The organism is Mammaliicoccus sp. FSL K6-3158 (genome assembly GCF_038005105.1).
Classification (GTDB): Bacteria; Bacillota; Bacilli; order Staphylococcales; family Staphylococcaceae; genus Mammaliicoccus; species Mammaliicoccus sciuri.
Map to the genome: position 1 here is coordinate 86022 of NZ_JBBOSL010000001.1, position 12422 is coordinate 98443.

The following is a 12422-nucleotide window of genomic DNA, read 5'->3' on the forward strand; positions in this document are numbered from 1 at the left end:
GAGTCTGGGACATAATATGATTTCCCAGACTCATTTTTTATATTGTTAGTAGATAACTGAACCCAAAATACTTGTATCAAGCTTTTTAAAATCTGGTAAAAAGATTATATACAGGTATTTAAATATTTTTAACAGGTTATCTTTTAGGAGGCAGGCGATAAGGATCAATCTGATAAAGTTATTAGTCACACAAATGAAAAATATTAATAAACGGATATAAACCGCGCTTAAAACTGCTCATAAGAAAGTGATTTTAGCGCTCTTTTTAGCGAAATTATAAAGTGACTATGTAAAAATAATCCAGGAGGCGTTCAAATGCATTTAGGAGTCATACTCAACAGAGTTTTTAGAACACAAGATAATCCACTTTTTCATTATATAGAGAAGCATCAAAACGAGCTAAATAAATTATATTTTATCTTACCATTAGAAGATTTAAATGATGCATCAGCAGTAAAGCGTGAGTATTATTATAAAGTAGTAAAAGGGTTTCTAAATGCTTTAGAAAAGTATGATATACATCCCCATATTGTTACGTATGACAAGCTAGGTGACTTAGCTGATACATTGGGGTTATCTCACGTATTAGTAGCAAAAGATATTATGAGTTATCACAAAGACATATACGATTATCCTCATGTTAAACAAGCTTTTGAAAATCATCAAATTACAGTAATTGGGCAGCGCGTGAATCATTATTTTGAGCCAACAAAGACATTTAATAAACAAAATCAGCCTTATAAAATATTTACGAGTTTCTATAAAGCAAATCGTCAAGATTTAGTACATACACCTAAAAAAAATTATCAATTTAAGCATTTGGCCCAAATTGCTGAAAAGGGTTCAAATCAAAGTGACTTAAATTTTAAGAATAATAAAGATATAGAACAGTTAGCGCGCAAAGCATGGGGTGAATTTTTAAATGGTGATATAGCTCATTATGATAAATTGACTGATGATGTATCACTGGATTTTGTAAGTGGTTTAGGTAAATATTTAGCATATGGGTTGCTTGATATTAATGAAATTATAAATGACTTAATTGAAGGATACGACAGCAATGAAATTAGTTATGAATCTTTTATTAGAGAGGTTATATTCCGGGAATTTTATTATGTATTAATGACACAATATCCAGAAGCTTCCACTAAATCTTTTTCTGAGAAATATCGCAACATGAAATGGTCTTATAATAAAGCACATTTTGAAGCATGGAAAAAAGGACAAACTGGCTATCCAATTGTTGATGCTGCAATGATAAAATTAAATCGTACAGGATATATGCACAATCGTTTAAGAATGGTCGTATCACAATTTTTGACTAAAAATTTATTTATCGATTGGACTTGGGGGGAGGACTATTTTAGACAGTATTTGATAGATTATGATAATGCATCTAATGTACATGGTTGGCAATGGTCGGCATCAACTGGGACAGATGCAGTGCCTTATTTTAGAATGTTTAATCCTATACGTCAAAGTGAGCGCTTCGATGCCCAAGGGTATTTTATTAAAACAGAGCTAGAAATATTTAATGATGTGGCAAGTAAATATATTCATGATCCAACTAAATATAAAGACAATTTGCAAGAAATTTATCATATCGAAATTGGAAAAGAATATCCAGAGGCTATCGTGAATCATAAAAAAAGCAGAGATTATGTGATGGATAAGTTCAAACAATTTTGATATGTTATTCATTAAAAAGGAGTGATTTATTTGTTGAAAAATGAAATGCATGGTATTTATCTAACTCAAAATAACAATGAGGTTACAATCAATAAATTTAATGCAAGTTATCAGTATGTTATTTTAGAACAGATTAATAATTTACCTCAAAATGGATATGTCGTGTTTAACCATTTATATGCAAATCCTGGTTTTGAAGAAGATTTTGAGCGTGTTTTTCTAAATCGAGATATAAACCTAACAAATACTCAAGGATTTGAAAGTTTATTGTTTTTAAAACCATGCAGTACGAATGAACATTATGTAATCATAACTATTTGGAAAAACGAAGAATCATATAAACAATGGCAAGATTCTCAAGAATATAAAAACACACATCAAAAAAGAGGTACTAAAAAAGGAGCCGATCAAGCTATCGTAAACAGAAAGCTATCCTTTAATATTAGCTTAGAATTAAAAGAGTAACGATTATAAAGATGGTCACTAATTCGGAAAATAGAGTATAAATATTATAAAGTAGCCTTCAAGACTTTTGAATTGACCTTGCATACACACGGGTCTAATATTAGCAAAGAAGAATACGTATTACTGTATTCTATTAAGTAAGTAACGGAGGAATTTATGATGCTAAATGCTAAAGCGAGAGCTGTAAGTAGTCCGGATTCTAATTTTTTTGCAACAGAAATTACAAGAAGAGATCTTGATAAACATGATATTTTGATAGAAATTAAATATGCAGGAATATGCCATTCGGATATTCACACTGCACATGGAGAATGGGGACCAGTGAACTATCCTTTAGTACCGGGTCATGAGATTGCGGGTATTGTTAAAGAAGTTGGTTCTGATGTGAGTAAATATCAAGTAGATGACCGTGTTGGTGTTGGTTGTATGGTTGACTCATGCGGTGAATGTGAACATTGTCAAAATGGCGAAGAACAATATTGCTTAAAAGGAATGGTTGGTACATATGCAGGTACTGACAGATATGGTGAACCTACTCAAGGTGGTTATTCAACACATATCGTCGTACATGAAGATTTCGTACTACGTATTCCGGATAATATTCCTTTAGATGAAGCGGCACCTTTACTTTGTGCAGGTATTACAACGTATTCACCTTTAAATCACTGGAAAGCATACGAAGGTAAAAATGTAGCTGTTATCGGTATGGGTGGACTTGGTCATATGGCCGTTCAAATTGCACATGCAATGGGCGCTGACGTAACAGTATTATCACGTACATTAAATAAAAAAGAAGATGGCTTAAAATTAGGTGCTTCTCATTATTATGCAACAGCTGATGAGTCAACATTTGAAGAACTTGCTAACTCATTTGATTTAATTATTAATACCGTAAGTGCTAATTTACCAATAGATGATTATCTTAAACTATTAAGATTAGACGGTACGATTGTTAACGTAGGTGCACCAGCAGAACCCGTATCATTACGTGTAGCAAACTTAATAGGTCACCGTAGATCATTTGCAGGTTCAGCAATTGGTGGTATAAGAGAAACACAAGAAATGTTAGACTTCTGTTCAGAACATAACATTAGACCACAAATCGAACTGATTTCAGCAGATCAAATAGACGAAGCATATGAAAGAGTCTTATCATCAGACGTTAAATATCGTTTCGTAATAGATACAAGCACAATGTAATAACGAAAAAAGTGTCCATATGATGGGCACTTTTTTTGATTTAAGAGAGTTGTTAGTAACACTTGTGCCGAGTTTTGTAATTAAGGCGCCCGTTAATTACAGATTCCCTAACTTTTGTAATTAACTCTCCCAACAATCCCATAATACCCAACAAAAAATCCCCTGCTAACTCCAACGTTAACAGGGGATGATTTATTTATTAACTTTAAGATTCAACGACGTCTTCCATTTGGGCTTCGAATTCATCTAGTAATGCGCGTACTTCATCTGTTGTTTCTGTACTCATTAATTGATGCCTTAATTCGCTAGCGCCTCTCATGCTACGTACGTATATTTTGAAGAATCTACGTAAGCTTTTGAATTGTCTTGTTTCACTTGTTGCGTATTTATCGAATAATGTGAGATGTAATCTAAGTAGGTCTAGTAGTTCTTTACTTGTATGCTCACGAGGCTCTTTCTCAAATGCAAATGGATTATTGAAGATACCTCTACCGATCATAACACCATCGATGCCGTATTTTTCAGCAAGTTCAAGACCTGTCTTTCTATCAGGTATATCACCGTTAATTGTTAACAATGTATTTGGTGCGATTTCGTCACGCAAATTCTTGATCGCTTCGATTAATTCCCAATGTGCATCTACTTTACTCATTTCTTTACGCGTACGAAGGTGAATAGATAAGTTTGCGATGTCTTGTTCGAAGACGTGCTTTAACCAATCCCTCCATTCTTCTATATCATAATAACCGAGTCGTGTCTTAACACTTACCGGTAGACCACCAGCTTTAGCTGCTTGAATAATTTCAGCGGCACGTTCAGGTCTTAGAATTAAGCCAGAACCTTTACCTTTGCCTGCAACATTTGCCACAGGACAGCCCATATTCAAATCAATACCTTTAAAGCCCATTTCTGCCATTCCGATACTCATTTCTCGGAAATGATCTGGCTTGTCGCCCCATATATGTGCGACGATAGGTTGTTCATCTTCACTGAACGTTAAGCGTCCGCGAACACTGTGTATACCTTCAGGGTGACAAAAACTTTCCGTATTTGTAAACTCAGTGAAAAAGACATCCGGTCTCGCTGCTTCACTGACTACGTGACGAAAGACGATATCCGTAACATCTTCCATAGGTGCCAAAATAAAAAATGGACGTGGCAATTCACTCCAAAAATTTTCTTTCATAATATATTTTAACCTTCTTATTTATTAATTTATTAAATATTTATCCATGATGATATTACCATAAAAGTGCAACTTATACAAAAGGATATTTACTCATTTTAATGCAAATTATCTATCGTAACATCTAAACGTTTTGATACGTAAAGCATGCATTTTGACTTTATCATGTGCCTTTGTATAACATGATGATATTAGAGAAAGATTTCGAGGAGATGTCGTCGTGGAAGAGTTGAAACACCGGGATAAGACTTTGCTTATTACGATTTTGATGGTAGGGTCATTTGTGGCCATTTTGAACCAGACACTCATGACTACAGCCTTACCAAGTATTATGAAAGAAATGCATTTAACGAGCAGTACAGTACAATGGCTGACGTCTATATTTATGTTAGTGAATGGAATCATGATTCCCATTACCGCCTATTTAACACAGCGATTTACGACAAGAACGTTATACTTTGCAGCTTTAACATTCTTTATAGTAGGTTCTATTATTTGTGTTATAACGGATCAATTCAGTGTCATACTCGTAGGACGTGCAGTTCAAGCAATGGGTGCTGGGATTATGATGCCTTTAATGCAGACAGTCCTATTTCTTGTTTATCCAGCTGATAAAAGAGGGCAAGCTATGGGGATGTTTGGATTAGTTGTCAGCTTCGCACCAGCAATTGGTCCAACATTGTCAGGTTGGGTTGTTTCTCACTACAGTTGGAAAGTGATATTTTATATTTTATTAATCGTAGTCATTATAGACTTATTATTTGCGTTGAAATTCGTGAAGAATGTAACAGATGTTACGAAACCGAAGCTTAATAAACTATCTGTCACACTGTCTACATTAGGCTTTGCGGCATTGTTATTTGGCTTTAGCGAAGCGGGTAATTTAGGTTGGCATCATCCTTTAGTGTATTCAATGATTATTACAGGTATTGTCATCTTAACAATGTTTATCGTGAAACAATTAAGTATGACTGAGCCGTTTCTTAACGTACGTGTCTTCACCTATAAATCCTTTACGATCAATATGATTATTGTCTGTATCGTCTTTGTTTCATTTATAGGTAGTCAAACAGTACTGTCATTCTACTTACAAAATCTACACGGATATTCACCATTGATGTCAGGGTTAGCACTCATGCCAGGTGGAATTATAACAGGTTTACTTTCACCATTCACAGGTAAAATATTCGATAAATACGGCGGTAAGTTATTATCCATCATAGGCGTTTCAATCGTTGTAATTACATCATTTGCTTTCACACAACTTGATACACACACATCATTCGCTTATGTCACAATATTCTTTGCCATTTCACTCGCAGCAAATGCGATGGTCTTCAATCCATTAACAACAGCAGCATTAAATAATTTATCACGTGAATTAGTACCACATGGAACATCGATGAATAATACAATGAGACAAGTCGGCGCAGCAATGGGTTCAGCAATATTAGTAACAGTTATGAACACAGCAATTTTAAATCCACATGAATATGGAATAGAAGGATTAGTGCACGGCGTACGCGTCGCATACGTTGTTATATGTATCGTAGCAATACTCGGCTTAATATTAGCAATTATCAACCCAACATCTAAAAAAGGCTATAAAGAAGCGTAGCGAAATGAAGCATATCACTAAACTGACAACCTCAGTTTGAAAGTGATATGCTTGTTTTTATAGGGCGAGCAGTATGACATCAGACAACCCTCAGACTGACTCTTGTGGGGTTTATAAGTAATACATAAGGAAATTTATGTAAACATATTTTATACTTAAATCAAAATAACAGAATTGAGGTTATCGTAGTGAAGAAGTTATGGATTTTGGGGATGGGTATTATTATGCTGATGATCATTGTGATAATGACGAAACCATCTAACGAACATCATTCAGCAACAGTTAAATCAACAGACTCAACTTATATAAAAAGCCAAATACCGACATTATTTCTACACGGTTATGCAGGAAGTGCGAACTCTGAGAAATATATGGTTCAACAAGCGAAGAAAAAAGGTGTCACAAAAGAAGTCATCACAGCATATGTATCTGAAGATGGAAAAGTTGAATTAAAAGGCAAACTTAAAAAAGATGCGACGAATCCTATTGTACAAATAGAACTTGAAAATAATAAACAAGGTGATTTGGATCTTAATGCAGAGTGGTTTAAAAACGTATTAACGAAATTACAAACTGAATACGGCATTAAGAAATTTAACTTTGTCGGACATTCAATGGGGAATTTATCATTTGCTAAATATATGTTGAAATACGGGGATGATGAAACATTACCTCAGTTGAATAAAGAAGTGAACATTGCCGGTACGTTTAACGGTGTATTAAATATGAATGAACAAGTAAATGAAATTAGTGTGGATAGAAGCGGTAAACCAAGTCGCATGAACCCACCATATCCAGATCTACAACAATTGAAAAATATCTATAAAGGACAAGAAATAGAAGTATTAAACATATATGGTGACTTACAAGACGGTACCAACTCAGACGGGCGCGTATCCAACAGCTCATCAAAATCGTTGAAATATTTACTAGGAAATAGTCCAAAAAGCTATAAAGAATCCAAATACGAAGGCAAAACAGCCCAACACAGCGAACTACATGAAAACAAACAAGTCGCGAATGAGATAGTAGAGTTCTTGTGGGGGAGGTAGGGTTCAATAATAATGAAATAGTGGAGCAATCTATGAAAGTAGGATGCTTTGCTATTTTTTAATAGACTAAAAATTAAAATTGAGATGTTACTGGAGTTGTTAGGATATTTACAGCAGAATAATGATAAAGCGAATAACAATAGAGTTATTGATTAGAGAGTAAGTAGAAATGTTTGAATTCTACTTGCACAGTTTTTTATATCTATTAAGTTGTTAAAGCATAGTTTAATCCCCTTTGCATAACAATAAAGTATTTGTGACTGCTATTACATTATCATCATCATGTTCAATATAAAGTATGCTCTTTTTTTCTTCATAATCTAGATTAAAGTACGTTGTCTCATCCATTTCCCAAGTTGCCAAATAACGTTCAAATTGAAGGTTATACCTAATTTCTAATTGTTTAATAAACATAGGTTTATTTTCGTCAGTAGATTTAAGTAATCCGAATTCTAAATCTTCTTCATCGTCTGCTATAATCAAATGATTGTTTAAAGGGAAAGTCTCATCAAATACATAAAGATAGTAAGCATCATTTGGAATATTGTTGATTGTATTTTCTATAAGAAAATTTGAAATCGTATAACTTGTAACTACTTCATCTTTATAAGTAATTTGTGGAACGTACAATTCAGCATAACCATCAAAATTATTAATTGTATAATTATAGTCTCTTAAAGCACCTTTAAATTTCCTTTTTAAACCTCTAATTTTTTTCATAAAACTCGTCACTCCTAATGATTTATTACATGTCATTAAAAATATTATATAATATTATTTATTTTATAGGCAGGCAATTTAGATTAGGCTAATTATTGTAGTATTTGTGTGGGAGAGGTAGGGTTTAATCATAATTGAATTAAGAAACATACCTAAAAATTTAGGCGTTTATGTAAGGATAAATAAGTAAAACATTACTCATTTATCCTTTTTTATGTCATTTTAATAAGCATAAATTATAAAAATTTACTCTTCCTTATGAAAATTTTAAAAAAGTGGATAAAATTATCACAAAATTGATAAAATAGAAGCTAATAGATGATACTTCAATAGGTGATAATTATGCGAAACTCGTTAAAGATAGAAAATATACAATATTCATTAGAAAATCTTAATAATTCAGTTCAAAAATGGCAAACTTCAATAGATGGAAAATATTTATTACGCTATCCAACTGTATACATAATAAATGATAAGAAACATGAAAATAACTTTGAAGTTTATGTTGGAGAAACAGCTGATATTAGAAATAGAACTCGTCAACATCTTAATGTAGATACAAAGTTAAAACCATTTTGGGAAGATTTCTCTACTTCTAGTAATTCTTCTATGTATGTTATTGGTCATGAAATGTTTAATAAATCATTAACACTCGACATTGAAAATAGACTGATGCAGTATTTATTAAGTGTGGATAATATTAGTAGGGTTCATAATAGTAGAACGAATCAACAGAATGAATATTATACATCAGAAAAACTTGATGAGATTTTTTCTGATATATGGGGAACATTAAATAAGAAAAATAAAGTCCTGTTTCCAATTGAAAGTATTATTAAAGATTCGGCAATATTTAAAGCGTCGCCTTTTCATAAATTAACACAAGAACAAATTAATGCTAAAGAAGAGATTCTAAATAAAATTAAAGAATCGATTATTTTAGATGAAGAAGGACAATTGCTAATCGTTGAGGGTGAAGCTGGATCTGGGAAAACAGTTCTAATGAGTACATTACTTTATGAGTTGAAGAAATATAATTTAAATTTAGACAAAGATTTAGATATTCATTTATTAGTAAATCATAATGAACATGTAACTATTTACAATCAAATTGCGACTAAATTAGGCATATCTAATAACAAGAAAAGTATTATTAATAAACCTACCAGTTTTATCAATAGTCATTCACCAGATGAAAAAGTAGATGTTGTTATTGTAGACGAAGCACACCTTCTGTTAACACAAGGTAAACAAAGTTACCGTGGAAAAAATCATCTACAAGATTTGCTAGAAAGAGCTAAAGTCGTCGTTATAGTTTTTGATATTAAGCAAATACTTACAACTGAACAAATATGGGATGTTGAAAAATTAAATGATTACTTTGAATGTGCAAAGAATAAAAATAATCATGTTACATTGAAAAATCAAATGCGCATTAATAGTGATGAAAAGACAGTGAAATGGATTAGAAATTTAATTGATAATAAAAAAATTAATGACATTCCTAGAGATAAAAAAGGATATGATATTAAAATTTTCGATTCACCCGAAGAATTAGAAAGTTGTATAAGAGAAAAAGCTCAAAATACAGACAGTGGTATTTCAAGAATGCTTGCTACATTTGATTGGCAATATAATAATAAGCCTCCTGAAAATGAAGACTTTTGGCGAGTCAAAGTTGGTAACTGGTCAATGCCATGGAATTATCAAATAAAGGTTAGTAGAAAACAGAAGAATTTACCATGGGTCGAACAAGATCAAACAATAGATGAAATAGGATCAACATATACAATACAAGGCTTAGATTTAAACTATGCAGGTGTCATAATTGGACCTTCTGTAAAATACAGAAATGGTGAAATTGTTTTTGATGAGAAAAGCAGTGCCAATAAAAAAGCAACACGTCGTAGAACGTTAGAAGACGGTTCAAAACAGCATTTCTCACAAATGCTTCTGAAAAATGAATTGAATGTTTTACTTACTCGTGGTGTAAATGGTTTATATATTTATGCAGTAGATGAGCAATTAAGAGAAGCACTAAAAAAAGCATCTAAAGGTGATAATAATGGATGAAAATAAAGAAATATTAAAAGAGATTAATCAGTTTAGAGATGAGCGTAATTGGAGACAATTTCATAATGAAAAAGATTTATCCTTGTCGATAAGTTTAGAAGCGGCAGAACTACTTGAGCTATTCCAATGGAAATCGTCAGAAGAAGTAGTAAGTAATAAGCAGGAGAGATTAGCAGAAGAATTGGCAGATGTATTAATATACAGCTATATGTTAGCAGACAACTTAGACTTTGATATTAATGATATCATTCGAAAAAAACTAAAAAAGAACGCTGAAAAATATCCTGTAGAGAAAAGTAAAAATAGAAATAATAAATATAATGATTTGTAAATAGGTGTGGTAGACAATTTGTAGTAAATATAAATTAAAAGATTGATTAATAAATATTGCCTGGGAAATGAATGATATAAGGTGGTTACAATGATGAATAAGTATTTCACAGAAGTAGAAGTTATCGAACAGCTTGTAAAGTTATATAAAGAAGCATGAAAGCCTACTTACCCTCATGAAAATTTATATCGAGGACGTAATCATAGTATATCAGGTATTGGAGAAGACTTGCTGGGTGCTTATTTGATTAGTAGATTGGAAGGTGTTCAAATCTTTATTGATCAACCTTTATCTATGATTGATAAATCTTTAAGTACAAGATATCCGGATTTATTAATTTGTGAAGATAATGTAATTAAGGATATACTTGAAGTTAAAATGGACTTAGGATATCAAAGGAAAGATTTTATAAATTATTGCCAAAAGAAAGAAGAGTGGATTTCAAATATCGTAGGAAAACAGTGTGTATTGTCTAGAAAGAGAGAAGACAGAATTCCTATGAATATAGCTGATGATATTAAATTTCATGTCGTGATTTACAGTGAAAACAATGGACCAAAGCGGTTTGATGAAGAAATCATGCCTATTATTAAAGAAACATGTCCACATATTGAAGTATATGTCCTAACAAGTGGGCAACACCCTAATTTAGCAGATGTTGATCTTGAAGGTATTAACATTAATAAAGATGAATTTGAAAGACTGGTAAATGCATTATAAAAATAGAACATCCTCAGTCTTTTTAAATGAATAGACCTCACATGCCCATATTGTTTTTTAGTTAAATTGAATGTTATGTTTATATGATATACTAGCAGTAATTAAGCATATATCGTTAGAACTAGGAGATTGTATTTTATGAATAAGCCTAAATATCAAGTAATCGCAGATGAGATTAAAAATAAAATTATTAACAAGGAATTACAGGTGGGTTCTTTATTACCTACTGAAAAAGACTTTCAAACTCGATATGGTGTGAGCAGATATACGATACGACAAGCTATGGAATTGCTTGTTGTGGATGGATATATAAAGAAGAGAAAAGGTTCGGGGTCGTATGTAAGTTACGAATTTTTAAATTCTAAAAAGAGTAATAACTCTAAAAAAATTGGTGTAATTGTAACGTACTTATCAGATTATATATTCCCGAGTATTATTCGTGGTCTTGAGACTGTGTTAAGAGAAAATGGATATTCGCTCATCTTAGCAAGTACGAATAACAATCATGCTGACGAACGTCAGTGTTTAGAAATGATGTTAGATCAAGGTATTAAAGGATTAATTGTTGAACCAACGAAAAGTAATGTATATAATCCGAATTTATCTTATTACTCTTTATTTAAGCAGCGCGATATACCGATTTTAACGATTAATGCTCAATATGAAGAATTGAACTTACCTTATATTGCGATTGATGATGTTAAATCAGGTCATCTTGCGACGAAATATCTTATAGATAAAGGACATGAAGATATTGCTTTAATCACAAAGATAGATGATAACCAAGGTAAGTTGAGAATGAAAGGTTACTTTAATGCTTTTGAAAATAATAATAAAGTCTTTAAGAGTGAATATATTTATACGTATGATACAGAAAGTAAAGTAACTGTGTTAGATCAATTTGTTGAGCATGTCGTATCGAAGCAAATTCAAGTTTCTGCCGTGGTGTGTTATAACGACCAAATAGCTTATTACATAATGAAGAAATTAACTAAAATGGGTGTGTCTGTTCCTGGAGATATTTCGATTGTAGGAGAAGATAACTCCGTATTGAGTAAATTGGAAGACGTTGATTTAACGACAACATCTCATCCACAAGAGTTATTAGGAGAGAAAGCTGCGAATTGGGTATTGAGTACGATAGAAACAGGTAAGGAACAACCTTCAGAATTACTGGATACTTATATTATAGAAAGAAGTTCCGTAAAATAATAAAATTATATAACTAACAAGCAAGTAGAGCTAATCTGTAAAAGGATTAGTTCTATTTTTTATATCATTATTTTACTTCTGAACAACTGATATTAATGGATTAATGCAGTTTAATATATACGGACAAAAATTATATTTATTTGACATGTACGGACA

The 12422-nt window shown here is 32.0% G+C and carries 11 protein-coding genes; 9 read left to right on the plus strand and 2 right to left on the minus strand.

From position 1 onward, the window contains the following. The first annotated feature begins 315 nt into the window (after positions 1 to 315). From MHH94_RS00420 to MHH94_RS00430, 3 genes are all read left to right on the plus strand, one after another. Positions 316 to 1689, plus strand: a complete 1374-nt coding sequence (locus MHH94_RS00420; protein WP_058590965.1) for a cryptochrome/photolyase family protein — start codon at positions 316 to 318, stop codon at positions 1687 to 1689. A 30-nt stretch (positions 1690 to 1719) separates the two neighbouring features. Next, positions 1720 to 2154 carry an antibiotic biosynthesis monooxygenase family protein gene (locus MHH94_RS00425; RefSeq protein WP_058590964.1) on the plus strand — a complete coding sequence of 145 codons (435 nt, stop codon included), beginning with the start codon at positions 1720 to 1722 and terminating at the stop codon, positions 2152 to 2154. A gap of 159 nt (positions 2155 to 2313) precedes the next feature. Next, positions 2314 to 3354, plus strand: a complete 1041-nt coding sequence (locus tag MHH94_RS00430) for an NAD(P)-dependent alcohol dehydrogenase (protein WP_058590963.1) — start codon at positions 2314 to 2316, stop codon at positions 3352 to 3354. Between the two features lie 205 nt (positions 3355 to 3559). Here MHH94_RS00430 and MHH94_RS00435 read toward each other — a convergent pair whose 3' ends face one another. Beyond that, a complete protein-coding gene (locus MHH94_RS00435; protein ID WP_025904672.1) occupies positions 3560 to 4540 on the minus strand; it encodes a tRNA dihydrouridine synthase in 981 nt (326 codons plus the stop codon). A gap of 220 nt (positions 4541 to 4760) precedes the next feature. On the opposite strand from MHH94_RS00435, the gene MHH94_RS00440 reads away from it, so the two are divergent. Continuing rightward, positions 4761 to 6158, plus strand: a complete 1398-nt coding sequence (locus MHH94_RS00440) for an MDR family MFS transporter (RefSeq protein ID WP_081047133.1) — start codon at positions 4761 to 4763, stop codon at positions 6156 to 6158. A 188-nt stretch (positions 6159 to 6346) separates the two neighbouring features. Next, positions 6347 to 7210, plus strand: a complete 864-nt coding sequence (locus tag MHH94_RS00445; protein WP_058590962.1) for an alpha/beta hydrolase — start codon at positions 6347 to 6349, stop codon at positions 7208 to 7210. Positions 7211 to 7435: 225 nt separating this feature from the next. On the opposite strand, the gene MHH94_RS00450 is transcribed toward MHH94_RS00445, so the two are convergent. Continuing rightward, positions 7436 to 7930 carry a hypothetical protein gene (locus MHH94_RS00450; protein WP_232157003.1) on the minus strand — a complete coding sequence of 165 codons (495 nt, stop codon included), beginning with the start codon at positions 7928 to 7930 and terminating at the stop codon, positions 7436 to 7438. Between the two features lie 342 nt (positions 7931 to 8272). Between MHH94_RS00450 and MHH94_RS00455 the strand changes: the two genes are divergently transcribed. From MHH94_RS00455 to MHH94_RS00470, 4 genes are all read left to right on the plus strand, one after another. Further along, positions 8273 to 10003, plus strand: coding sequence for a DUF2075 domain-containing protein (locus MHH94_RS00455; protein ID WP_058590961.1), 1731 nt, complete (start codon positions 8273 to 8275; stop codon positions 10001 to 10003). Next, on the plus strand, positions 9996 to 10334 hold the full coding sequence (locus MHH94_RS00460; RefSeq protein WP_058590960.1) for a nucleotide pyrophosphohydrolase: 339 nt from the start codon (positions 9996 to 9998) through the stop codon (positions 10332 to 10334). The genes MHH94_RS00455 and MHH94_RS00460 overlap by 8 nt, the downstream gene beginning before the upstream one ends. Positions 10335 to 10577: 243 nt before the next feature. Then, positions 10578 to 11054: a hypothetical protein gene (locus MHH94_RS00465; protein ID WP_232157002.1), complete on the plus strand. Its 477-nt coding sequence runs from the start codon at positions 10578 to 10580 to the stop codon at positions 11052 to 11054. A 138-nt stretch (positions 11055 to 11192) separates the two neighbouring features. After that, positions 11193 to 12266, plus strand: a complete 1074-nt coding sequence (locus MHH94_RS00470) for a GntR family transcriptional regulator (RefSeq protein ID WP_048540358.1) — start codon at positions 11193 to 11195, stop codon at positions 12264 to 12266. The last annotated feature ends 156 nt before the right edge of the window (positions 12267 to 12422 follow it).

Bases quoted from the DNA above. Each gene is read 5' to 3' on its own strand.
- MHH94_RS00435 (WP_025904672.1), bottom strand. From the start codon at position 4,540: ATGAAAGAAAATTTTTGGAGTGAATTGCCACGTCCATTTTTTATTTTG.
- MHH94_RS00420 (WP_058590965.1), top strand. From the start codon at position 316: ATGCATTTAGGAGTCATACTCAACAGAGTTTTTAGAACACAAGATAAT.
- MHH94_RS00460 (WP_058590960.1), top strand. From the start codon at position 9,996: ATGGATGAAAATAAAGAAATATTAAAAGAGATTAATCAGTTTAGAGAT.
- MHH94_RS00455 (WP_058590961.1), top strand. From the start codon at position 8,273: ATGCGAAACTCGTTAAAGATAGAAAATATACAATATTCATTAGAAAAT.
- MHH94_RS00430 (WP_058590963.1), top strand. From the start codon at position 2,314: ATGCTAAATGCTAAAGCGAGAGCTGTAAGTAGTCCGGATTCTAATTTT.
- MHH94_RS00470 (WP_048540358.1), top strand. From the start codon at position 11,193: ATGAATAAGCCTAAATATCAAGTAATCGCAGATGAGATTAAAAATAAA.
- MHH94_RS00450 (WP_232157003.1), bottom strand. From the start codon at position 7,930: ATGAAAAAAATTAGAGGTTTAAAAAGGAAATTTAAAGGTGCTTTAAGA.